We start from the raw sequence: 22,468 nt of genomic DNA, 5'->3' as shown, positions 1-22,468 counted from the left end.
CGCGCTACCGCACCTCGTAGGGGAAGCGGGCGATCTCCGGCTGCCGTTCGGGCGCGAAGAACGTCTTGGCGCGCAGCAGCGCCTCCTCGTCCTTGAGCACGTCGCCGGGCTTGCTGCCGTTGCCGAGCAGGACGCCGCCGAAGCGCATGCCCATGTACGCGGCCGAGTTGCGCAGCGTGCCGACCAGCGGGTCCGCGACGACCTGCTCCTCGTGGGCGAGCGCCGTCACGCCCCACAGGGTGCGCCCTTCGAGGGTCGCCTTGAAGTCGATGCCGGGGGTGCGCAGCCAGCCCGACCAGTAGTCGAGGTAGCGCTTGGTGAGGGCCGAGAGGGAGTACCAGTACAGCGGCGACGCGATGACGATGTCGGTGGCTTCGAGGGTCGCGTCCAGGAGCAGCGCCGTGTTGTCGCCGGCGGGCCGGGTGTGGTCGCTGTCGTGGCGCAGGTCCTCGAAGTCGGGGAGGGGGTGCGCGGTGAGGTCGATCCAGCGCTGCCCGACCTCGGGGGAGAGCTGCTCGGCGGCTTTGCGGGCCAGGATCTCGGTGTTGCCTTCGCCGCGGCTGCTGCCGAGCAGAAAGAGGAACGTGCGGGACATGGGGCACTCCGGGGTCGGTTGGTCGCGCCGATTACCTGCACGTGCAGTTTATGCATGCGCAAGTAATTCCGTCCAGAGGGTTGTCCGGGGCCCGGGGGCACGGCGCGCTCGCGTCGACCGCCGCTCCGGCCGCTGCGGCCTCCTGCTCTTCCGCGCTCGTGTCGGCGCGCGGGATCAGGCGGCCGGCTCGCGCCGTGGATCCGTCTGCGGATCCGACTGCGGCTGGGCCTGTGCCTGGGTCTGCGGCTGGGACTGCGCCTGGGGATTCGTCGTCGACTCCGGCACCGTCTCCGGAGCCGTCACCCGTGCCTCCTGCTCGGCAAGCGCGATCCGCCCCCGCCGGGCCGTCCGCAGCGCGTCCCACGTCAGGAGCGTGAGCGCCACCCACACGAGAGCGAAGCCCGCCCAGCGTTCGGCGGGCATCGCCTCGTGGAAGTACAGGATGCCGAGCAGGAACTGGAAGACCGGCGCCAGGTACTGGAGCAGCCCCAGCGTCGACAGCGGTACGCGGATCGCGGCGGCGCCGAAGCAGACCAGGGGAATCGCGGTGACCAGGCCCGTCGCCGCGAGCAGCGTGGCGTGGCCCGCGCCGTCGCCGAACGTGGACTCGCCCTGCGCGCCGATCCACAGCAGATAGCCGAGCGCGGGCACGAACTGGATCGCGGTCTCGGCGGCGAGCGACTCCAGGCCGCCGAGGTTGACCTTCTTCTTCACCAGGCCGTACGTGGCGAAGGAGAAGGCGAGGCAGAGGGAGATCCAGGGCGGCTGCCCGTATCCGAAGGCGAGGACGAGGACCGCGGCGAGGCCGACGCCGACCGCCGCCCATTGCGCGGGCCGCAGCCGCTCGCCCAGGAGCAGGACGCCCATGGCGATGGTGACCAGCGGATTGATGAAGTAGCCGAGCGAGGCCTCGACGACGTGGCCCGCGTTCACGGCCCATATGTAGACGCCCCAGTTGACCGTGATGACGGCCGCGGCGACGGTGACGAGCGCCAGCCTGCGCGGGTTGCGCAGCAGCTCACCGGCCCAGGCCCAGCGGCGTACGAAGAGCAGGGCGATGCCGACCACGGCCAGCGACCACACCATGCGGTGGGCGAGGATCTCACCGGCGCCGGCGGGCTTGAGCAGGGGCCAGAACAGGGGCACCAGGCCCCACATTCCGTAGGCCGCGACGCCGTTCAACAGTCCTGTGCGCTGTTCGCTTCTCGACTGCCCAGCCTCCACGGCCCCTCCTCCACACGCGCGGACGCCCCGTGGCGGCCACCCCTGAAGGTAGCGCCGCGGGGCACCGGCTGTCATGTCCGTATCTCTATACGGTCATGACAGGACATCCGTGCAGGCGGGGACCGCCCGTTTCTAGGCGAGCGCGGCCTTGATCGCGTCCGCGAGCGGGGTGGTGGGGCGGCCGGTCAGCCGGGACAGGTCGCCGCCGGTGGCGGCGAGCAGGCCCTGCTCGATGGCGGTGTCGACGCCGACGAAGATGTCGGCGACGGGCGCAGGCAGTCCGGCGCCGAGCAGGATCTCCCGGTTCTGCTCGGGCGTGACGGAGTTGTACGTGATCGTCCGGCCGGTCTGCTTCGACAGCTCGGCGGCGTACTCCGCGAAGGACCAGGCGACGTCGCCGCTCAGCTCGTACGCGTGGTTCTCGTGGCCCTCGCCGGTGAGGACGGCCACCGCGGCGGCGGCGTAGTCGGCGCGGGAGGCGGAGGCGACGCGGCCCTCGCCCGCGGAGGCGGTGACGGCGCCGTGCTCCAGGACCGGGGCGAGGTTCCCGGTGTAGTTCTCGTGGTACCAGCCGTTGCGCAGGAACGTGTACGGCAGGCCGGAGTCGAGGATCGCCTGCTCGGTCACCTTGTGCTCGGCCGCCAGGTCGAAGTCGGCACCGGGCCCGCCGAGGACGCCCGTGTACGCCAGCAGCGCGACGCCCGCGCCCTTCGCGGCGTCGATCACGGCCTGGTGCTGCGCCACGCGCCGCCCGACCTCGCTGCCGGAGATCAGCAGGACCCTGTCCCCGGCGGCGAAGGCCCCGGTCAGCGTCTCGGGCGCGCTGTAGTCGGCGATCCGCAGCTCGACGCCGCGGGCGGCGAGGTCGGCGGCCTTCTCCTTGTCGCGGACGACGGCGGCGATGGTCTCCGCCGGGACGTCGGCGGCGAGGAGGCCGTCGATGACGAGACGGCCGAGGTGCCCGGTGGCTCCGGTGACGACGATGCTCATGTCTGGAATCTCCTCTTAGGGGGTTATCTAGCCTTAGGGGCTTATCTGGCACCGAGCCTACGGGTAGCGCTAACTATTGGAAAGTACCCACTTTGAAGTAAGGTACTGACATGGCAGTAAGCAACGGGAGTTCCGGCGGCGAGGACATGTGCCCGTACCGCCTCGTGCTCGAACACGTCACCAGCCGCTGGGGCGTCCTCGTCCTGATCGCCCTTGAGGAGCGCTCGTACCGGTTCAGCGAGCTGCGCCGGGAGATCGGCCGCGTCAGCGAGAAGATGCTCACGCAGACGCTCCAGACCCTGGAGCGCGACGGCATGGTGCACCGCGACGCGAAGCCGGTCATCCCGCCGCGCGTGGACTACTCGCTCACCGAGCTCGGCCGCGAGGCGGCGGAACAGGTCCGCACGCTGGCGACCTGGACGGAACGCCGCATGGAAGCGGTGACGCAGGCCCGCAGCGCATACGACGAGACCCGCGCCCCGTAGGGGGACGCGGGTCTCGTCGTATGCGGGGCGATTAGCCGACGACGGTCCAGGTGTCGCCGCCGGCGAGCAGCGCGGCCAGGTCGCCCTTTCCGTTCTGTTCGATCGCTTCGTCGAGCTGGTCGGACATCTGCGCGTCGTAGACGGGCCGCTCGGTGGAGCGGAAGACGCCGATGGGTGTGTGGTGCAGGGTGTGCGGGTCGGCCAGGCGGGACAGGGCGAACGCCGTCGTGGGTGAGGCCGCGTGTGCGTCGTGGACGAGGATCTGGGACTGGTTGTCCTCGCTCACGTCGACGACCTCCAGGTCACCGGTCTGCGGGTTGCGCACGACGCCCTTGGCGAGGTCGGTGCCGAAGCGGATCGGCTGCCCGTGGTCGAGGCGGATGACCGCTTCCTCGGCCTGCTGTTTGTCTTTGAGGACTTCGAAGGCGCCGTCGTTGAAGATGTTGCAGTTCTGGTAGATCTCGACGAGGGCGGTGCCGGGGTGGGCGGCGGCCTGCCGCAGTACGTCGGTGAGGTGTTTGCGGTCGGAGTCGACGGTGCGGGCCACGAAGGAGGCTTCCGCGCCGAGCGCGAGGGACACCGGGTTGAACGGTGCGTCGAGGGAGCCCATCGGCGTCGACTTGGTGATCTTGCCGACCTCGGAGGTGGGGCTGTACTGGCCCTTGGTGAGCCCGTAGATCCGGTTGTTGAAGAGGAGGATCTTCAGGTTCACGTTGCGGCGCAGGGCGTGGATGAGGTGGTTGCCGCCGATGGACAGGGCGTCGCCGTCACCGGTGACCACCCACACCGACAGGTCACGCCGGCTGGAGGCCAGGCCGGTCGCGATGGCCGGGGCGCGGCCGTGGATGGAGTGCATCCCGTAGGTGTTCATGTAGTAGGGGAAGCGGGACGAGCAGCCGATGCCCGAGACGAAGACGATGTTCTCCTTCGCCAGCCCGAGCTCGGGCATGAAGCCCTGCACGGCAGCGAGGATCGCGTAGTCACCACAACCCGGGCACCAGCGCACCTCCTGGTCGGACTTGAAGTCCTTCATGGACTGCTCGGCCTCGGCCTTGGGTACCAGCGAGAGCGCCTCGATCGTGCCCGTGCCTTTCGTGCCGGTGTCAGCCATGGATGGCCTCCTTGAGAGCCGTGGCGAGCTGCTCAGCCTTGAACGGCATGCCGTTGACCTGGTTGTAGGAGCGGGCGTCCACCAGATACCTGGCCCGGATGAGGGTGGCGAGCTGGCCGAGGTTCATCTCGGGGACCACCACCTTGTCGTAACGGCCCAGGACCTCACCCAGATTCTTCGGGAACGGGTTGAGGTGGCGCAGATGGGCCTGCGCGATGCGCTCGCCCGCCGTACGCAGCCGGCGCACCGCGGCGGTGATCGGTCCGTACGTCGAACCCCAGCCCAGGACAAGGGTGTTGGCCTCGCCCAAGGCGTCGTCGACCTCAAGGTCCGGGACCTCGATACCGTCGATCTTGGCCTGCCGGGTGCGGACCATGAACTCGTGGTTGGCCGGGTCGTAGGAGATGTTGCCCGTGCCGTCCTGCTTCTCGATCCCGCCGATACGGTGCTCAAGCCCCGGCGTGCCCGGGATCGCCCACGGGCGGGCCAGGGTTTTCGCATCACGCTTGTACGGCCAGAACACCTCGGCGCCGTCCGCCTCGGTGTGATTCGGCCCCGACGCGAACTGGGTACGCAGGTCCGGGAGTTGATCGATCTCCGGGATGCGCCACGGTTCCGAACCGTTCGCCAGATAACCGTCCGACAACAAGAACACCGGCGTGCGGTACGTGATCGCGATCCGGGCCGCCTCGATCGCCGCGTCGAAACAGTCCGCCGGCGTCTTCGGCGCCACCACAGGAACCGGTGCCTCACCATTGCGCCCGTACATCGCCTGCAGCAGATCCGCCTGCTCGGTCTTGGTCGGCAGACCCGTCGAGGGGCCGCCGCGCTGGATGTCCACCACCAGCAACGGCAGTTCGAGGGAGACCGCGAGCCCGATCGTCTCGGACTTCAGCGCCACACCGGGACCGGAGGTGGTCGTGACGGCGAGGCTGCCGCCGAACGCCGCGCCCAGCGCCGCGCCGATCCCCGCGATCTCGTCCTCCGCCTGGAACGTGCGCACACCGAAATTCTTGTGCTTCGACAGCTCGTGCAGGATGTCCGAGGCCGGCGTGATCGGATACGAGCCCAGATACAACGGCAGATCCGCCTGCTTCGACGCCGCGATCAACCCGTAGGACAGAGCCAGATTCCCCGAAATATTGCGGTAGGTGCCGGTCGGGAACGCGGAGGAGGCCGGGGCGACCTCGTAGGAGACCGCGAAATCCTCCGTCGTCTCACCGAAGTTCCAGCCCGCATGAAAAGCCGCGATGTTCGCCGCCGCGATCTGCGGCTTCTTCGCGAACTTCGAGCGCAGGAACCTCTCCGTGCCCTCGGTGGGCCGGTGATACATCCACGACAGCAGACCCAGCGCGAACATGTTCTTCGAACGGCCCGCGTCCTTACGCGACAGCTCGAACTCCTTGAGCGCCTCCACCGTCAGGGCCGTCAAAGGCACCGGGTGGACGTGATAGCCGTCCAGGGAGCCGTCCTCCAGCGGGGACGTGTCGTAACCGACCTTCTGCATCGCCCGCTTGGTGAACTCGTCCGTGTTGACGATGATTTCCGCACCACGCGGCACATCCGCGATATTCGCCTTCAGCGCCGCCGGGTTCATCGCCACCAGCACATTCGGCGCATCCCCCGGCGTGAGGATGTCGTGGTCCGCGAAATGCAACTGGAACGAAGAAACGCCCGGCAGTGTCCCTGCGGGCGCCCTGATCTCGGCGGGAAAGTTCGGCAGCGTGGACAGATCGTTCCCGAACGACGCGGTCTCCGAAGTGAACCGGTCACCCGTCAGCTGCATACCATCGCCCGAGTCACCCGCGAACCGGATGATCACCCGGTCCAGGCGCCGTACGTCCTTGTCGTTCGCGCGTTTGCGCTGCTCTCCGACCACTGCGCCATCGGCCTGCTCGGCCGGGCTACTGACCTGGCTGGTCACTGAACTGGACCTCCCTCGAGGCGGCTCTGCGGGAGCGGCCGGCCGACCGGCCTCTCCATGGCCCACCCTACGTCTGTAAGGGTCGCCTTCCCTGGTTAGTTCGCATGGTGGACGCGACAATGAGACACCCTGATGACCTTGTTTGTCATGATTTACCCACCCCCGTGGCCCCCCGTTCGAAGACGCGCCCGCTCATCCTTTGGTTCTAGGACCGACTCAGGACCGACTCAGGGCCGACCCCGGGGCCGACCCCGGGGCCGACCCTGGAGCCGGCCCTGAAGTCGGCCGGAGGGTCCTGGAGCCCACCGACCGATTCCCGCCATATCTGACAGGGTGTCAGGTCGTCACGAGTTCAGGTAGGTGAGCACCGCCAGAACACGTCGGTGATCCCCGTCACTCGGGGACAGTCCCAGCTTCAGGAAGATGTTGCTGACGTGCTTCTCCACCGCGCCGTCGCTCACGACCAGTTGACGCGCGATCGCCGAGTTCGTCCGCCCCTCGGCCATCAGGCCGAGCACCTCGCGCTCACGCGGGGTCAGCCCCGCCAGCACGTCCTGCTTGCGGCTGCGCCCCAGGAGCTGGGCCACCACCTCGGGGTCGAGCGCCGTACCGCCCTGCGCCACTCGCACGACCGCGTCCACGAACTCGCGCACCTCGGCGACCCGGTCCTTGAGCAGATAGCCCACACCGTGGCTGGAACCGGCGAGCAGTTCGGTCGCGTACTGCTCCTCCACGTACTGCGAAAGGACCAGCACTCCGAGCCCCGGGTGCTGTTTGCGCAGCAGGACCGCGGCGCGCACGCCCTCGTCCGTGTGGGTCGGCGGCATCCGCACGTCGGCGACCACGACGTCCGGCAGCGCGTCCTGCGAGGCCAGGTCGGTGATGGTCTTGACCAGCGCGTCCCCGTCGCCCACGCCCGCCACCACGTCGTGCCCGCGGTCGGTCAGCAACCGGGTCAGGCCCTCCCTGAGCAGCACTGAATCCTCGGCGATGACCACTCGCACTCTGTCCTCCACGTTTTTCGGCCCCCCACAGCACGTCCCACCCGTTCGACAGTCACCAGCATCCCAGCATCCGGACGGTCCCGGGCCGTGGCGCCGGGATTGGCCGGGAAGGACACGCGTGTGCGGTGCACCCCGGGAAGGGGCGCACCGCACACGCGGGAGGCGGCCGTCAGGCGCGCCGCCACGGCAGTTCCGCCGTGATCCGGGTCGGGCCCGCCGTCGGCGAGTCCACCAGGAGGATCCCGTCGACGGCGTCGAGCCGCTCGGCGAGCCCGGCGAGGCCTGAGCCGGTGGAGGCATGGGCGCCGCCCACCCCGTTGTCCGCCACCTGGAGCATCAGCCGGTCCTCGACCCGCCACACGTCGACCGTGGCGCGGGTCGCCCGGCTGTGCTTGCTGACGTTCTGCAGGAGCTCGCTGACCGTGAAGTAGGCGATGCCCTCGATGGCCGGCGCGGGCCGCGCCGGCAGGTCGACCTCGACCTGCACCGGGACCGTGCAGCGGGAGGCCACGGAGGACAGGGCCGCGTCCAGGCCGCGGTCGGTGAGGATGGCCGGGTGGATGCCGCGGGCCAGATCCCGCAGCTCCTGGAGCGCCGTCTTCACCTCGCCGTGCGCCTCGTCCACCATGCGCGCCGCCTCCTGCGGGTCCTCCGTCAGCTTCTCCTTGGCGAGCCCCAGATCCATCGCGAGGTTGACCAGGCGGGCCTGTGCGCCGTCGTGCAGGTCGCGCTCGATGCGGCGCAGGTCGGCGGCGGCCGTGTCGACCACGACGCCGCGGTCCGACTCCAGCTGCACGACGCGCGTGGCGAGCCGCGACGGACCGAGCAGCCCGCCCACCAGTGCCCGGTCCACGGAGGCCAGCGCCCTGATGATCCACGGCGTCGCGAGCGTGATCAGCAGGCCGACCGCCGCGGTGACGGTGATCTCGAAGGGGTTGTCCAGGTAGACGTTGTGCGCGCCGTCGCCGTAGAGCTGGATCCCGCCCTGGCCGGTGTACATGGGGAAGACCCACTGCCACAGCGGATACGTGAGCAGGGACCAGCCCACCGTCCAGAAGACCAGCGCGACGTTGAACGCGAAGACCGCCCACGGGAAGTGCACGACCGTGTACAGCAGGTTGCGCCACGACTCGCCGCTCTTGAGGAGGGCGCCCGTCCACGCCATCGGGCCGTGTGTGCGGGGCCGCAGCGGGCCCGGCGTGCCGACGTCGACGCCGAGGAGCGCGCGCGCCCTGGCCCGCTCCATCGCGGCGAATCCGCGCGCCCCGGCGAGGGCGGCGGCCAGCACCGGGATGCCGAGGAACGTGATCAGCAGGCCGGCGCCGAGCGACACCATCGTCACCGCGTACACGAACGTGATGATGCTGAGCGGGAGGCTCAGGAGCAGATAGCCGAGCTCGCGGAACGTACGGGCCTCGAACGGCGCGCGCAGCCCGGCCGGGAGACGGCGGCGCCGTTCCCCGGCCACCGCGTCGTCGCGGTAGCCGTGTCCCTGTCCGTACTGCGTGGGCGTGATCATCGGTGGGGTCCGTCCGTTCTGCTCGTCCGCCTGGTACTTCCAGACTCCTCGCGGCGACGCCTCGCGACCATGGAGCCGGTCGGCGTCTTGGGCCGGGGGTTTTCCCTACCCCGCCGGCCACGGCCACGGTCGTGCCGCTTACGCGGGTGTGCGGTCGCGCCAGGGCAGCTCCGCGGTCACCGTCGTCGGACCGCCGTCCGGCGAGTCCACGACGAACAGGCCGTCCACCGCGCCGAGCCGGTCCGCGAGGCCCGACATGCCCGTGCCCTTGTCGAGGCTCGCGCCGCCGCGCCCGTCGTCCCGCACCTGGATCAGCAGCCGGTCCGCGGAGCGCCACACGTCGACCGACGCCGACCGCGCCCCGCTGTGCTTGCTGACGTTCTGCAGCAGCTCGGACACCGTGAAGTACGCGATGCCCTCGATCGCCGCGGCGGGCCGCTGAGGCAGGTCCGCCGTGACCTTCACCGGAACCGTGCAGCGCGAGGCCACGGAGGAGAGCGCCGCGTCCAGGCCGCGGTCGGTGAGGATGGCCGGGTGGATGCCGCGGGCCAGATCGCGCAGCTCCTGAAGCGCCAGCTTCACCTCGCCGTGTGCCTCATCGACCATGGCGGCAGCGGCGTCCGGGTCCTCGAGGAGCTTCTCCTTCGCGAGGCCGAGGCCCATCGCGAGGTTGACCAGGCGGGCCTGTGCGCCGTCGTGCAGGTCGCGCTCGATGCGGCGCAGGTCGGCGGCGGCCGTGTCGACGACGACGCCCCGGTCCGACTCCAGCTCGGCGATCCGCCGCTCCAGTTCGTCCGACGGCGACAGGAGCGCCCGTGCCATCGCCCGGTCCGCGTTGGTCAGGCCCCGCACGATGAACGGGAGCACCGGCCACAGCACGAAGAGACCGGTCAGCGTGATGGCGAACGTGAGCACACCCCACGGCAGCCGTATGAACTCGTAGAGCACCGTCCGCCAGCCCACCGGGTCCTTCAGGCCGGACCACAGCCGGCCGAAGAAGCCCTCGTCGCGGCTGCGCGGCAGCGGGCTCGGCTCCTCGATGCGCAGCCCGATCAGCGCGCGGGCCCGCCCCCGCTCCGCCTTCCCGAGCTGACGCGCGCCGAGCAGACCGGCCGCGAGCACGGGCAGACCGATCACCGTCACGGCCAGGCCGACGCCGGTGGCCAGCATCGTCACGACATAGGTGAAGCCGAGCACGGCGATCGGCAGATTGCTGAGGAGATACGCGATCTCCTTCCAGGTGTGCCGGTCGAAGGCGAAGCGCGGGGCCGGCGGACGGTCCACGTCCGGCTCTGTGGTGACGATGCGAGCGGTCATATGCGACAGCGTGCCCGGCCGGGCGGCGGGGCGCCATGAGGCGGGCTGCCGGACCCGACGGGGGATAACCCCACCTCAACCCTGGACTCAACCCTGGACGCCTGCTTACCGTCTCTTTAACAGGCCCTAGACTCCCGTGCGTACAGATCGTCGAACACCACGGAGCGAGGGGCGGACGTGCCGGGACCGACCATGATCGCTGCGGACTACTTCCAGACGTACTCCGTCGTCGGCGTGCTCGCCGCCGTGGGAGTCCTGTTCGTCGCCGTCGCCTTCGGCGCGGGGCGGCTGCTGCGGCCGGTGGTGCCGACCCCCGAGAAACTCCTGACGTACGAGTGCGGCGTCGACCCCGTCGGCGAGGGCTGGGCCCACACCCAGGTCCGTTACTACGTCTACGCGTTCCTCTACGTCGTCTTCGCCGTCGACTCGATCTTCCTCTTCCCGTGGGCGACCGTCTTCGCCGATCCGCAGTTCGGCGCGGCGACGCTCGTGGAGATGTTCATCTTCCTCGGCTTCCTCGCCGTGGGCCTGCTGTACGCATACAAGAAGGGCGTCCTCACATGGACGTGACCCCCTCGGAGCCCGTGCTCCTGCCGGATCCCGTCAGCCCGAAGAAGCTGGGCGTGCTGTCCCGCCTGGCCCCCGAGCCGATGAAGGTGGTCCTCAACTGGGGCCGCCGCTACTCGCTCTGGGTCTTCAACTTCGGCCTGGCCTGCTGCGCCATCGAGTTCATCGCGGCGTCCATGGCGCGGCACGACTTCATCCGCCTCGGCGTCATCCCCTTCGCGCCGGGCCCGCGCCAGGCCGACCTGATGGTCGTCTCCGGCACGGTCACGGACAAGATGGCCCCGGCCGTGAAGCGCCTGTACGAGCAGATGCCCGAGCCCAAGTACGTCATCTCGTTCGGCGCCTGCTCCAACTGCGGCGGCCCGTACTGGGACTCGTACTCGGTCACCAAGGGCGTCGACCAGATCATCCCGGTCGATGTGTACGTGCCCGGGTGCCCGCCCCGGCCGGAGGCGCTGCTCCAGGGCATCCTCAAGCTTCAGGAGAAGATCGCGCGCGAGTCGCTCGGCGAGCGCTACGGCGCCGACGCGGCGGCGGGACGGCCGTCGGCGGCCGCCCTCAGCAGCGGCCTCGTGAAGCCGCCGGTCCCGACGCGCGACGACTCCGGGGAGGGTGAGCGGTGACCGGCTGGCTGCCCCGACCCGTCGAGGAGATCTTCGGCCCGGACGCCACGGCCGAGGAGTCGTACGAGGTCCTCACCGTCGATGTTCCCGCGGCCACGTGGATCGCCGCCCTCGAAACGGCCCGCACCACGCTGGGCTGCACCTACTTCGACTGGCTGAGCGCGGTCGACGAGCCCGGCACCGGTTTCCGCGTCTGCGCGCACGTCGTCGCCCTGTCTCCCGTACGCCGACTGCTCCTGCGCACGACCGTGTCGCACGACGCCCCCGTCCTGGCCACCGCGGTCGACGTGTACGCGGGCGCGAGCTGGCACGAGCGCGAGACGCACGAGATGTTCGGCGTCCGCTTCGAGGGCCACCCGCACCTGGTGCCGCTCCTCCTCCCCGACGGCTTCGAGGGCCATCCCCTGCGGAAGGACTTCGTGCTCGCGGCGCGGGTCGTGAAGGCCTGGCCGGGAGCCAAGGAGCCGGGGGAGGCTGCGGGACACGGTGGGCCGAAGCGGCGTCAGATGCTGCCGCCGGGTGTTCCGGACCCGAACGAGTGGGGCCCGCTGAAGGGCCAGCTTCCGCCCGCGCCGGCCCGCCCGGCCCGTGGTGCGGCCCGCGCGGCGGGCGACCGTCCGGTGCGGCGGACGCGCACGGCGGGGGAGGGGTCGGCCAGTCAGGCTGCCCCGGCCGGCACGGATGCGGCGGCTGCCGCTCCGCCGAGGCGCTCGCGGAGCGCGTCGCAGGGGTCGGCTTCGCAGACGCCGCCAACTCCTGAGGCACCGGCAACTCCCGAGGCCCCTGCGGCACCGGAGAGTCCTGCGGCGCCTGAGAGCCCTGTGGCGCCTGAGACTCCCGCGGCGCCGGAACCGGACGCCGCGGGCAAGTCCGGCGCCACCGGTGACGCGCCCTGGCACCACGCCCGCCCGGCCTTCGACGAGCCGAAACCGGCCGCGCCGCAGGAGCCCACGCCTGAAACACCGGGCGCGCCGGAGGAGCCCACGCCTGAAACACCGGACGTCCCGGACACGCCCGATGCCCCGGCTACCTCCAAGGCCCCGGACGCTCCGGCCACCTCCGACGCTCCGGCCACCTCCGACGTCCCGGACACGCCGGATGCCCCGGCTACCTCCGAGGCCCCGGATGCTCCGGCCACCTCCGACGCCCCGGATACTCCGACCGCCTCCGAAGCCCCGGACGCGCCGGATGCCCCGGCTAGTTCCGGAACCCCGGACGACCCCGAAACCACGGACGCCACCCCCGAAGCCCCCGAAACCCCCTCAGGAGGAACGGAGTGAACGACGTTCTCGACGTCGCTCTGCGGCTCATCGTCGTCTTCGTCGCCTTCCTCGTCCTGCCCCTTGTCGTCGGCCAGACCGAGCACAAGGTGATGGCGCACATGCAGGGCCGCCTCGGCCCCATGTACGCGGGCGGCTTCCACGGGTGGGCCCAGCTCGTCGCCGACGGCGTGAAGTTCGCGCAGAAGGAAGACATCGTCCCCGCCGACGCGGACCGCCGCATCTTCCAGCTCGCGCCCGCCGTCGCGCTCCTGCCGTACCTCCTCGTCCTGCTCGCCATCCCCATCGGCCCGAGCGAGGGCGCGGTCGGCCAGGTCGTCGACGCCGGCATCTTCTTCGTACTCGCCGTCATGGGCGTCGGAGTGCTCGGCTCGCTCATGGCGGGCTGGGCGTCGGCCAACAAGTTCTCCCTCCTGGGCGGCCTGCGCACCGCCGCGCAGCTCCTCGCCTACGAACTGCCGATGCTGCTCGCCGCCGCCTCGGTCGCGATGGCCGCCGGCACCGTCTCGCTGCCCGGCATCATCGACGCGTTCGAGTGGTGGTGGGTGCCGTGGCAGATCGTCGGCGCCCTCGTCTTCTTCGTGGCGGGCCTCGCCGAACTCCAGCGCCCGCCCTTCGACATGCCGGTCGCCGACTCCGAGATCATCTTCGGCGCGTACACCGAGTACACGGGCCTGCGCTTCGCCCTGTTCCTGCTCGCCGAGTACGCCGGGATCGTCGTTCTGTGCGGCCTCACCACCGTCCTGTTCCTGGGCGGCTGGCACGGGCCGTGGGGCGCCGACGGCCTCGGCTGGGTCTGGACGCTGCTGAAGACCGCCGTCCTCGCGTTCGTCGTGATCTGGCTGCGCGTCACCTACCCCCGTCTCCGCGAGGACCAGCTCCAGAAACTCTCCTGGACCCTCCTCGTCCCGCTCGCACTCGCGCAGATCGCGCTCACCGGAATCGTGAAGGTGGCGATCAACCAGTGACCGAGTCACTCCCGCCCACCCGGCCCCGCATCCCAGGCGCAGGTCTCGCCAAGGGCCTCGCCGTCACCCTCCGCACGATGACGCGTAAGACCGTCACCGAGCAGTACCCGGACGTCCAGCCCGAACTGCCGCCGCGCACCCGTGGCGTCATCGGCCTGTTCGAGGAGAACTGCACGGTCTGCATGCTGTGCGCCCGCGAGTGCCCCGACTGGTGCATCTACATCGACTCCCACAAGGAGACGGTGCCGGCCGCCGTCGAGGGTGGCCGCGAGCGCAGCCGCAACGTCCTCGACCGCTTCGCCATCGACTTCGCCCTGTGCATGTACTGCGGTATCTGCATCGAGGTGTGTCCTTTCGACGCGCTGTTCTGGTCCCCGGAGTTCGAGTACGCGGAGACGGACATCCACGAACTCACCCACGAGCGAGACCGGCTCCGCGAGTGGATGTGGACCGTCCCGGCCCCGCCCGCGCTCGACCCGGCGGCCGAGGAACCCAAGGAACTCGCCGCCGCCCGCAAGGCCGCCGACAAGCTGGCAGCCGCGCAGGCCGCCGCCGCGGAAGAACCCACCCCCGGCGAACCCACCCCCGGCGAATCCACCCCCGGCGAACCCACACCCGGAGAGGAGGGACCCGCGTGACCCCCGTCGCAGCGGCCGCCACCGCGGCCACGCAGACCCACGGATTCCTCTCGCCGACCGGCGTCGAGATCGCGTTCCTCCTCGTCGGCCTGGTCACCTTCGGCGCAGCGATCGTCACCGTCACCACCAAGCAGCTGGTGCACGCGGCCCTGTGGCTGGTCGCCGCCCTCGGTGGCCTCGCCGTCGAGTACCTGCTGCTCACCGCCGAGTTCATCGCCTGGGTGCAGGTCCTCATCTACGTCGGCTCCGTCGTCGTCCTCCTCCTGTTCGGACTGATGCTCACGAGGGCGCCCATCGGCCACTCCCCGGACGCCGACTCGGGCAACCGGTGGGCCGCGCTGACGGTCGCCGTCGCCGCGGCCGCCGCCCTCGTCTGGGTCGTCGTGGACGCCTTCCGCACCACCTGGGTCGACCTCGACGGCGCACCCCAGGGCACCACCGCGGTGACCGGGTCGATCCTCTTCCAGCACTGGGTGCTGCCCTTCGAGGCCCTCTCGGTCCTGCTGCTCGCGGCCCTCGTCGGCGCGATCGTCCTGTCCCGCAGGACCGCCAGGACACGGGACGCGAACACCAGGGCACAGGACACGAACACCAAGGCCCGGGAGGGGAACCGCTGATGCACCTCGCCTACCCCGCCGTCCTCTCCTCGCTGCTCTTCTGCACGGGCCTGTACGGAGTGCTGGCCCGCCGCAACGCGATCCTGGTCCTGATGTCCGTCGAGCTGATGCTCAACGCCGTCAACCTCAACCTCGTCGCCTTCGACGTCTGGCTCAGCAAGGCGGCCCGCGACACCCTCCACTCCGGCCAGGCGCTGACCCTGTTCACCATCGCCATCGCCGCGGCCGAGATCGGCATCGGACTCGCGATCGTGCTCGCCGTGTACCGCGGTCGGGGCACCTCCGACATCGACAAGCTCCGTGACACCGCCGAGTCCCCGGACGACGGCGGACCCGACGGCTCCGCCCCCGACGGCTCCGCACCGGACGCCGGCGCCGAGGCCGTTACGGACGAGAAGGCCGAGGCCACCGCGTGACCACCACGACCCTCGCCGTGCTCGTCCCCCTCCTCCCGTTCCTCGCCGCGGCGGCGGGACTGCTCCTCGGCCGCACCGCACCCGGCTTCGTACGGCCCCTCGCCGTGCTGCCGACCCTCGCGGCGCTGGCCCTCACCGTCCTCGTCGCCGTGCGCCAGGGCGGCGGGGCGAGCATCGACGCGGCCACCGAACTCACCCCCACGGGCTCGGTCCCCATCGAGCTCGCCCTGCACGTCGACGGCTTCGCCGCGCTCGTCGCCGTCCTGGTCTGCGTCGTCGCGTCGTGCGTGCAGATCTACTCGACGGCCTACCTGCGTGACGACCCGCGCTACCCGTCGTACGCCGCGCTCGTCTCCCTCTTCACCTCCGCGATGCTTCTCGTCGTCTACTCGGGCGACCTGATGGTGCTGCTCGTCGGCTGGGAAGTCATGGGCATCTGCTCGTACTTCCTCGTCGGCCACTACTGGGAGACACCGGAGGCGCGCGCCGCGTCCCTCAAGGCGTTCCTGGTCACGAAGCTGGGCGACGTCCCCTTCCTGATCGGCCTGTTCGCGCTCGCCGTGGACGCCGGGTCCTTCCGCATCACGACGGTCCTCGGGGCCGTCGCGAGCGGCGGCCTCGACCACCCCACGCTGATCGCGCTGCTCCTCCTCGCGGGAGTGGCGGGCAAGTCCGCGCAGTTCCCGCTGCACACCTGGCTGCCCGACGCGATGGCCGGCCCCACGCCGGTCTCCGCGCTGATCCATGCCGCGACGATGGTCGCCGCCGGTGTCTACTTCGTCGCCCGGCTCCTCCCCGTCTTCGCCGCCTCCGGCGCAGCCCTGGTCGTCCTCGCCGTCATGGCCGCCGTCACGATGACCGGCTCGGCGCTCGCCGCCCTCGCCCAGGACGACATCAAGCGCGTCCTCGCGTACTCGACGATCGGCCAGCTCGGCTACATGACCGGCGCCCTCGCCGTCGGCGACCGCGGCGCCGCCGTCTTCCACCTCCTGTCGCACGGCGCCTTCAAGGCGCTGCTGTTCCTCGGGGCGGGCGTGGTCATCCACGCCGCCGGCACCAACTCGCTCGCCGCCATGTCCCGTATGAAGGGCCTGCGCGACCGCGTCCCCGACGCCTACTGGACGATGACCGTGGCGCTCCTCGCGCTCGCCGCGATCCCGCCGTTCAGCGGCTTCTTCTCCAAGGAGGCCGTTCTCGGCTCCGCCGAGCACGCGGCCACCGGCCACGCCGAGGCGATCCCGTCCTCGGCGGGCTGGATCGTCCTCGTGTCCGGCCTTGTCACGGCCCTGCTCACCGCCGCGTACGCCACGCGCCTATGGCTCCTGGTCTTCCGGGGCCACGGCGCCGAGGCCCCCGACCACGGCAAGCAGCCCGTCGTGATGAACGCCGTCCTGTGGGTCCTGGCGATCCCCTCGCTCGCCTTCGGTCTCACCGTCGGCGTCGTGCCCGACTGGTTCGACGGCCGCTCGCTGACCCCGACCCTCACCACCTCCGTCCTCGGCACGGGCGTCGCCCTCGTCGGCGGGCTCGTCACCTACGCGGCCTGGCGCCACACCACGGCGCTCGCCGCGGGTGCCCCGCTCGGCGCCGTAGCCGCCCACCCCGACGCGGACGGCAGCGTCGTCGAGGCCGAGGCCATCGCGACCCATGCGGCCGCGTACGGGGACATCGCCTACGCCCCCGATCCGGCGGACCCGGGCCGTCTCCTGCTCGGCCCGCTGCACCGCCACGCGGCCACGGGCTTCCACCTGGACGCCGTCTACGCGGCCCTGTTCGTCCGGCCGGTCACGGCCGCGGCCTCACTGGTCCGCTTCCTCGACCGCGAGGTCGTCGAGACCTATGTGCGCGGCGCCGCCGCCGTACCCAACTGGCTGGGACGGGCCGTCCGCCGTGCCCAGACCGGCAACGTGCAGACCTATCTCAGCGCCCTGCTCGCAGGGACCGTCGTCCTGGCGATCGCCGTCGTCCTCGTCGCCACCGCCGGAGCGTGAGCAGCCGTGATCGATATCAGCGAATCCGTGATGCAGTTCCTTCTCGCACTGATCGTCGTCGGCCCGCTCGTCGGCGCCGCCGCCGCTCTTCTCCCGGCCCCGCCCGGGCTGAAGGGGAAGTCCCCGGACCAGGCCGTGCTCCGCCACGGCGTGACCGTGACCGGCGTGATCCTCGTCGCCGCGATCGTCCTCGCGCTCGGCTTCGACCATGACCACCCGTCAAAGATGCAGGCCACGACCGACATCAGCTGGATCCCCGCACTCGACGTGCGCATCCACCTCGGCGTCGACGGCATCTCGCTCCCCCTCCTGGTCCTGACCGCGCTGCTGACCTTCCTCTGCGCGCTGTACTCCTACTTCAAAATGCCGGCGGGCCCGTCCCCCAAGGCATTCGTCGCGCTGATCCTCCTGCTCGAGTCCGGCACCCTCGCGACCTTCGCCGTGCTCGATCTGCTGCTCTTCTTCCTCGCCTTCGAGATGGTCCTCATCCCGATGTACTTCCTCATCGCCCGCTGGGGCGGTGAGCAACGGGCCAAGGCCGCCTGGAAGTTCATCCTCTTCACGCTCCTCGGCTCCGTCGTGATGCTGCTCGGCATCCTCCTCATCGGGCTCGAGTCCGGCACGTTCGACATGGTGGCACTCGCCTCTGACAACGGCCGAGGCTTGAGCACGTCCGTGCAGGTCACCGCCGTTCTGGCGATCGGGATCGGGCTCGCGGTCAAGACGCCGATGTGGCCGCTGCACAGCTGGCTGCCCGACGCCCACACCGCCGCGCCCACCGTCGGCTCGGTCCTCCTCGCCGGTGTGCTGCTCAAGATGGGCACGTACGGGTTCGTCCGGATCCTGCTGCCGGTCACGCCCGACGGCATGCACACGTTCGCGCCGTACCTCGCCGCGTTCGCCGTCGTCGGGATCATCTACGGGTCCCTGGCCTGCCTCGCTCTCGCGCGGCCCGGTGCCAAGGGCGACCTCAAGCGCCTCATCGCGTACTCGTCCGTCGGGCACATGGGCTTCGTCCTGCTCGGCATCTCGACGATGTCGCCGACCGGCGTCAACGGCGCGCTCTTCGCGAACATCGCCCACGGTCTCATCACCGGCCTGCTGTTCTTCCTCGTAGGCGCCCTCAAGGACCGCACGGGCAGCACGGACCTCGACACGCTTGCCCAGCAGGGCGGCATGGCGCTCTACGGCAAGGCGCCCCGTCTCGGCGGGCTCCTCGCCTTCGCCGCCGTCGCCTCCCTCGGGCTGCCGGGCCTCGCCGGGTTCTGGGGCGAGATGCTCGCCCTGTTCGGCGCGTTCGAGCCGGCCGCCGACCTGAGCCGCCCCGCGTTCCTCACGTTCATGGCGATCGCCGCGTTCGGCACGCTGCTCACCGCCGCGTACATGCTCGCCGTCGTCCGCCGGGTCTGCATGGGCCCGCACGAGGCCGAGGCGCCGAAGCTCGCCGATGTCCGGGGCTACGAGTTCGCCGCCTGGACCCCGCTCGTCGCCCTCACCGTCGTCGGCGGGCTCTGGCCCGCGGCCCTGATCGGCCTCACCGACCCGGCCGTGCAGAAGCTCCTCGCAGGAGGCATCCAGTGACCGCCGTCGCCGCGCCGTCCGTGGCGTCCCTCGTCCAGTCCGTCGACTGGCTCGCGATCGCGCCGCCCACCATCGCGGCGGTCGTCGCCCTCGTGGTGCTCGTCGCGGACCTGTTCCTCGGCGAGCACAGGAAGGCGCTGCTCGGGTGGGTCTCCGTCGCGGGTCTGGCGGCCGCCGCGCTCGCGCTGCTGCCCCTTCTGGACGGCGACCGCTCGACCTTCTGCCTCAAGACGCTCAAGGGCGAGCAGGCCGCGTGCAGCTACACGGCCGACCACTTCACGCTCGTCATCCAGTTCCTCGTCCTGGCCGGCGCCCTGCTGACCGCGCTGCTGTCCATCACCGGCATCAAGGACGCGAAGAACACGCCCAGGGCGCTCCCCGAGGGAGAGTTCTGGTTCCTGCTCCTGTCCTCCGCCGCGGGCGCCGCGCTGCTGCCCGCGTCGCGCGACCTGGCCACCCTTGTCGTCGCCCTGGAAGTGGCGTCCCTGCCGGCGTTCGCCCTCGTCGGCATCAAGCGCGACGACCGGCGCTCCTCGGAAGCGGCCCTGAAGTTCTTCCTGTCCTCGGTCACGGCGACCGCGGTCACCCTCCTGGGCGTGAGCTTCGTCTACGCGACGACGGGCACCCTGCACCTCACGAGGATCGCCACCGCCCTGACGCACGTCGACGGGCAGTTCCACACCCTGGCCCAGGCGGGCGTCGCCCTCACTCTGGTCGGTTTCGCCTTCAAGACCGCCGCCGTCCCCTTCCACTTCTGGGTGCCCGACACCTACGTAGGAGCCCCGCTGCCGGTCGCCGCCTACTTGTCGGTGATCGGCAAGGCGGTCGGGTTCTCCGGGATCATCCTCGTCACCGTCGTCGCCTTCCCGTCCTACGCCGACGTGTGGGGCCCGGCCCTGGCCGCGCTCGCCGCGCTCACCATGACCGTGGGCAACGTGGCGGCCCTGCGCCAGCAGGCCACGCGCGCGTACAGCGCGGTACGCCTGCTCGCCTGGTCCTCGGTGGGCCAGGCCGGCTACCTCCTCGTCCCGATCGCCGCGGCCGCCTACTCCAAGGACGCCGACAAGGCCATCGGCTCCACCGTCGCGTACTCCCTCATGTACGCCGCCGTGAACCTCGGTGCCTTCGCCGTGGCCGCCCTCGTGGCCCGTACGAAGCCCCTGAACCGCATCAGCGACTACCGCGGCCTGTACCGGTCCCGGCCGCTGGCCGCCCTGGTCCTCGGCTTCTTCCTGCTCTGCCTCGCGGGCCTGCCGCCCGGCATCATCGGCCTCTTCGCGAAGGTCACCGTCTTCTCGGCGGCCGTCGACGCGGGCCTCGGCTGGCTCGCCGTGGTCATGGCCGTCAACGTCGTGATCGCTCTCTACTACTACCTTCAGTGGACGGCGACCCTGTTCCGCTCCGCCGAGGGCGAGCAGGCGGTACAGCGCATTCCGGCGCCGCTCACCGCGGCGATCGGGCTCACCGCCGTCATCGGGGTCGTCCTGTCGGGTGCACCTCAGATGGTTCTCCGTTTTGCGTCGACGGGCCTCTTCTAGGCACCCTCTTAGCGACCTCAACGTCGTACACCAGGGAGACACTGCCGTGCTGAGCGGGTTCAAGGACTTCATCCTTCGCGGGAACATCGTGACCATGGCGATCGGCCTCGCCGTCGGTTCCGCCTTCACCGCCGTCGTCACGGGCTTCAGCACGGCGTTCATCGCCCCGCTCATCGGCCTCGCCACGCGCTCGACCGGTGACTTCAGTGAGGCGCACTTCCAGGTCGACGGCACGGACTTCCCGTACGGCAAGTTCGTCGCCGCGGCGATCGCCTTCGTGATCACGGCGGCGGTGCTCTACTTCCTCGTCGTCGTCCCGATGATGAAGTTCCAGGCGCGCCTCGACCGCGGCAAGCCGGTCGACATCAAGGCCGCCCTGCGCGACTGCCCGCGCTGTTTCAGCCAGATCCCCGCGATCGCCACCCGCTGCTCCCACTGCACCAGCGAGCTCAAGGCCGACCCCGCGGCCCTCGCGCTCGCCGGGCTCCCCGAACAGCGCTGACCCCCGCCGGCGGGGCTCCGTCCCACCCGTACGGCCCACGCGCCCTCCGCGCGCACAAGGGAACTCGTCCTCCCCGTCTGGCGTTGACCAGTACGGGAGGGTCCACTGGACTGTGGAAGCACCCAGCACCAGTAAGCAGAGGGTTCCCCTGCCGCACCACATGGAGGGCGTACCGTGCACCGCCGGCACAACGGGCTGAAGACCGCCGTACTCCTCGGGGGGCTGTCGGCCCTCATCATCGTCATCGGCAGCTTCTTCGGTCGTACGGGGCTGATCGTGGGCCTCGGCATCGCCCTCGCGACGAACGCGTACGCGTACTGGAACAGCGACAAGCTGGCCCTGCGCGCGATGCGCGCGCGCCCCGTGAGCGAGTTCGAGGCCCCCGCGCTCTACCGCATGGTCCGCGAGCTGTCGACGCAGGCCCGCCAGCCGATGCCCCGCCTGTACATCTCGCCGACGGAAGCGCCCAACGCCTTCGCGACGGGCCGCAATCCGCGCAACGCCGCGGTGTGCTGCACCGAGGGCATCCTCCGGATCCTCGACGAGCGCGAGCTGCGCGGCGTCATCGGGCACGAGCTGAGCCATGTCTACAACCGCGACATCCTGATCTCGTCGGTCGCCGGCGCGCTCGCCTCGGTGATCATGTTCCTGGTCAACTTCGCCTGGCTGATCCCCGTCGGCCGTTCGAACGACGACGACGGCCCCGGCCTGCTCGGCATGCTGATGATCATGATCCTGGGCCCCATCGCGGCCACGGTCATCCAGCTCGCCATCAGCCGATCCCGGGAGTACGAGGCGGACGCGTCGGGCGCCCAGCTCACCGGCGACCCACTGGCCCTGGCGAGCGCCCTGCGCAAACTCGACGCGGGGACCAAGCAGTTGCCGCTCCCCCCGGAGCCACGGATCGAGACCGCAAGTCACATGATGATTGCGAACCCCTTCCGTCCCGGGCAGGGCATGTCCAAGATGTTCTCCACGCATCCGCCGATGGCGGAGCGCATCGCCCGGCTAGAGCAGATGGCAGGTCGTCACCCGTGAAGACAATCCTCAACATCATTTGGCTAGTGCTGAGCGGCTTCTGGCTGTTCCTCGGCTACCTGCTCGCGGGCCTGATCCTGTGCATCACGATCATCGGAATTCCGTTCGGCATCGCGGCGTTCAGGATCGGCGTGTACGCGCTGTGGCCGTTCGGCTATACGACGGTCGAGCGCCAGGACGCGGGCGCCCCGTCCTGCGTCGGGAACGTGTTGTGGCTGGTCCTGGCCGGCTGGTGGCTCGCTCTCGCCCACATCGTGACGGGCATCGCGCAGTGCATCACGATCATCGGCATCCCCCTGGGCATTGCCAACTTCAAGCTGATCCCGGTCTCCCTGATGCCACTCGGCCGCGAGATCGTCCGCACGGACCAGCCGTTCGTATCGCGGTAGGCGCCGGCCTGGCGTCGTAGCAGGAGGGGACCAACTCGGCCGTACGGCCAAAGAGTTGTCCCCTCTTTTGCGTAGCAAAGGGACCCCGCGTACTCCGTGTGGAAGCATGGCCGGTGCACGGGGGAGGTGGGCAGGCAGGCCCGAAACGTCG

22 protein-coding genes are annotated in these 22,468 nt (G+C 70.5%); 14 read left to right on the top strand and 8 right to left on the bottom strand.

What is annotated here, in order from left to right:
• Positions 1 to 4: 4 nt before the first annotated feature.
• From OG456_RS15490 to OG456_RS15480, 3 genes are all read right to left on the bottom strand, one after another.
• Positions 5 to 595: a flavodoxin family protein gene (locus OG456_RS15490; protein WP_266561302.1), complete on the bottom strand. Its 591-nt coding sequence runs from the start codon at positions 593 to 595 to the stop codon at positions 5 to 7.
• Between the two features lie 174 nt (positions 596 to 769).
• On the bottom strand, positions 770 to 1,753 hold the full coding sequence (gene rarD, locus OG456_RS15485; RefSeq protein ID WP_266569263.1) for an EamA family transporter RarD: 984 nt from the start codon (positions 1,751 to 1,753) through the stop codon (positions 770 to 772).
• 198 nt (positions 1,754 to 1,951) lie between these two features.
• On the bottom strand, positions 1,952 to 2,809 hold the full coding sequence (locus OG456_RS15480; protein WP_266561301.1) for an SDR family oxidoreductase: 858 nt from the start codon (positions 2,807 to 2,809) through the stop codon (positions 1,952 to 1,954).
• A gap of 110 nt (positions 2,810 to 2,919) precedes the next feature.
• Here OG456_RS15480 and OG456_RS15475 point away from each other — a divergent pair, with 110 nt between their 5' ends.
• Positions 2,920 to 3,294, top strand: coding sequence for a helix-turn-helix domain-containing protein (locus OG456_RS15475; RefSeq protein ID WP_266561299.1), 375 nt, complete (start codon positions 2,920 to 2,922; stop codon positions 3,292 to 3,294).
• A gap of 31 nt (positions 3,295 to 3,325) precedes the next feature.
• Here OG456_RS15475 and OG456_RS15470 read toward each other — a convergent pair whose 3' ends face one another.
• The 5 genes from OG456_RS15470 to OG456_RS15450 form a co-directional block, all read right to left on the bottom strand.
• Positions 3,326 to 4,405: a 2-oxoacid:ferredoxin oxidoreductase subunit beta gene (locus tag OG456_RS15470; protein ID WP_266561297.1), complete on the bottom strand. Its 1,080-nt coding sequence runs from the start codon at positions 4,403 to 4,405 to the stop codon at positions 3,326 to 3,328.
• Positions 4,398 to 6,329, bottom strand: a complete 1,932-nt coding sequence (locus OG456_RS15465; RefSeq protein ID WP_266561295.1) for a 2-oxoacid:acceptor oxidoreductase subunit alpha — start codon at positions 6,327 to 6,329, stop codon at positions 4,398 to 4,400. The genes OG456_RS15470 and OG456_RS15465 overlap by 8 nt, the downstream gene beginning before the upstream one ends.
• Positions 6,330 to 6,673: 344 nt before the next feature.
• Positions 6,674 to 7,333, bottom strand: a complete 660-nt coding sequence (locus tag OG456_RS15460) for a response regulator transcription factor (RefSeq protein WP_323136408.1) — start codon at positions 7,331 to 7,333, stop codon at positions 6,674 to 6,676.
• Between the two features lie 169 nt (positions 7,334 to 7,502).
• A complete protein-coding gene (locus OG456_RS15455; RefSeq protein ID WP_266561291.1) occupies positions 7,503 to 8,852 on the bottom strand; it encodes a sensor domain-containing protein in 1,350 nt (449 codons plus the stop codon).
• A 138-nt stretch (positions 8,853 to 8,990) separates the two neighbouring features.
• Positions 8,991 to 10,169, bottom strand: coding sequence for a sensor domain-containing protein (locus OG456_RS15450; protein WP_266561289.1), 1,179 nt, complete (start codon positions 10,167 to 10,169; stop codon positions 8,991 to 8,993).
• 192 nt (positions 10,170 to 10,361) lie between these two features.
• Between OG456_RS15450 and OG456_RS15445 the strand changes: the two genes are divergently transcribed.
• The 13 genes from OG456_RS15445 to OG456_RS15385 all read left to right on the top strand — a co-directional run bounded on the left by OG456_RS15445 (position 10,362) and on the right by OG456_RS15385 (position 22,317).
• Positions 10,362 to 10,739, top strand: coding sequence for an NADH-quinone oxidoreductase subunit A (locus tag OG456_RS15445; RefSeq protein ID WP_266569261.1), 378 nt, complete (start codon positions 10,362 to 10,364; stop codon positions 10,737 to 10,739).
• A complete protein-coding gene (locus tag OG456_RS15440) occupies positions 10,730 to 11,359 on the top strand; it encodes an NADH-quinone oxidoreductase subunit B (RefSeq protein WP_266561287.1) in 630 nt (209 codons plus the stop codon). The genes OG456_RS15445 and OG456_RS15440 overlap by 10 nt, the downstream gene beginning before the upstream one ends.
• Positions 11,356 to 12,639: an NADH-quinone oxidoreductase subunit C gene (locus OG456_RS15435; RefSeq protein ID WP_266561285.1), complete on the top strand. Its 1,284-nt coding sequence runs from the start codon at positions 11,356 to 11,358 to the stop codon at positions 12,637 to 12,639. Before OG456_RS15440 ends, OG456_RS15435 begins: the two co-directional genes overlap by 4 nt.
• Positions 12,636 to 13,607: a complex I subunit 1 family protein gene (locus OG456_RS15430; RefSeq protein WP_266561283.1), complete on the top strand. Its 972-nt coding sequence runs from the start codon at positions 12,636 to 12,638 to the stop codon at positions 13,605 to 13,607. The genes OG456_RS15435 and OG456_RS15430 overlap by 4 nt, the downstream gene beginning before the upstream one ends.
• On the top strand, positions 13,604 to 14,245 hold the full coding sequence (locus tag OG456_RS15425) for an NADH-quinone oxidoreductase subunit I (protein WP_266561281.1): 642 nt from the start codon (positions 13,604 to 13,606) through the stop codon (positions 14,243 to 14,245). The genes OG456_RS15430 and OG456_RS15425 overlap by 4 nt, the downstream gene beginning before the upstream one ends.
• Positions 14,242 to 14,862: an NADH-quinone oxidoreductase subunit J gene (locus OG456_RS15420; protein ID WP_266561279.1), complete on the top strand. Its 621-nt coding sequence runs from the start codon at positions 14,242 to 14,244 to the stop codon at positions 14,860 to 14,862. The genes OG456_RS15425 and OG456_RS15420 overlap by 4 nt, the downstream gene beginning before the upstream one ends.
• On the top strand, positions 14,862 to 15,278 hold the full coding sequence (gene nuoK, locus OG456_RS15415) for an NADH-quinone oxidoreductase subunit NuoK (RefSeq protein WP_116511162.1): 417 nt from the start codon (positions 14,862 to 14,864) through the stop codon (positions 15,276 to 15,278). The genes OG456_RS15420 and nuoK overlap by 1 nt, the downstream gene beginning before the upstream one ends.
• Entirely contained in the window at positions 15,275 to 17,269 is a 1,995-nt protein-coding gene (locus OG456_RS15410; RefSeq protein ID WP_266561275.1) for an NADH-quinone oxidoreductase subunit L, read from the top strand. Before nuoK ends, OG456_RS15410 begins: the two co-directional genes overlap by 4 nt.
• Before the next feature lie 6 nt (positions 17,270 to 17,275).
• Positions 17,276 to 18,850 carry a NuoM family protein gene (locus tag OG456_RS15405; RefSeq protein WP_266561273.1) on the top strand — a complete coding sequence of 525 codons (1,575 nt, stop codon included), beginning with the start codon at positions 17,276 to 17,278 and terminating at the stop codon, positions 18,848 to 18,850.
• Entirely contained in the window at positions 18,847 to 20,388 is a 1,542-nt protein-coding gene (locus tag OG456_RS15400) for an NADH-quinone oxidoreductase subunit N (protein ID WP_266561271.1), read from the top strand. The genes OG456_RS15405 and OG456_RS15400 overlap by 4 nt, the downstream gene beginning before the upstream one ends.
• Positions 20,389 to 20,434: 46 nt before the next feature.
• Complete coding sequence (locus OG456_RS15395) at positions 20,435 to 20,890, top strand: MscL family protein (protein WP_266561269.1); 456 nt, start codon at positions 20,435 to 20,437, stop codon at positions 20,888 to 20,890.
• Positions 20,891 to 21,064: 174 nt separating this feature from the next.
• Complete coding sequence (htpX, locus tag OG456_RS15390) at positions 21,065 to 21,928, top strand: zinc metalloprotease HtpX (protein WP_266561267.1); 864 nt, start codon at positions 21,065 to 21,067, stop codon at positions 21,926 to 21,928.
• A complete protein-coding gene (locus OG456_RS15385; RefSeq protein WP_266561265.1) occupies positions 21,925 to 22,317 on the top strand; it encodes a YccF domain-containing protein in 393 nt (130 codons plus the stop codon). The genes htpX and OG456_RS15385 overlap by 4 nt, the downstream gene beginning before the upstream one ends.
• The last annotated feature ends 151 nt before the right edge of the window (positions 22,318 to 22,468 follow it).

The organism is Streptomyces sp. NBC_01446 (assembly GCF_026340095.1).
GTDB classification, from domain to species: domain Bacteria; phylum Actinomycetota; class Actinomycetes; order Streptomycetales; family Streptomycetaceae; genus Streptomyces; species Streptomyces aureus.
Note: the sequence above shows the minus strand (reverse complement) of the source record. Positions and strands in the feature narration are given on the sequence as shown.

Excerpts from the sequence above, each read along its gene's own strand:
- OG456_RS15445 (WP_266569261.1), top strand. The coding sequence starts at position 10,362 with ATGATCGCTGCGGACTACTTCCAGACGTACTCCGTCGTCGGCGTGCTC.
- rarD (WP_266569263.1), bottom strand. The coding sequence starts at position 1,753 with ATGTGGGGCCTGGTGCCCCTGTTCTGGCCCCTGCTCAAGCCCGCCGGC.
- OG456_RS15455 (WP_266561291.1), bottom strand. The coding sequence starts at position 8,852 with ATGATCACGCCCACGCAGTACGGACAGGGACACGGCTACCGCGACGAC.
- OG456_RS15475 (WP_266561299.1), top strand. The coding sequence starts at position 2,920 with ATGGCAGTAAGCAACGGGAGTTCCGGCGGCGAGGACATGTGCCCGTAC.
- OG456_RS15480 (WP_266561301.1), bottom strand. The coding sequence starts at position 2,809 with ATGAGCATCGTCGTCACCGGAGCCACCGGGCACCTCGGCCGTCTCGTC.
- OG456_RS15470 (WP_266561297.1), bottom strand. The coding sequence starts at position 4,405 with ATGGCTGACACCGGCACGAAAGGCACGGGCACGATCGAGGCGCTCTCG.
- OG456_RS15490 (WP_266561302.1), bottom strand. The coding sequence starts at position 595 with ATGTCCCGCACGTTCCTCTTTCTGCTCGGCAGCAGCCGCGGCGAAGGC.
- nuoK (WP_116511162.1), top strand. The coding sequence starts at position 14,862 with ATGCACCTCGCCTACCCCGCCGTCCTCTCCTCGCTGCTCTTCTGCACG.
- OG456_RS15440 (WP_266561287.1), top strand. The coding sequence starts at position 10,730 with ATGGACGTGACCCCCTCGGAGCCCGTGCTCCTGCCGGATCCCGTCAGC.
- OG456_RS15450 (WP_266561289.1), bottom strand. The coding sequence starts at position 10,169 with ATGACCGCTCGCATCGTCACCACAGAGCCGGACGTGGACCGTCCGCCG.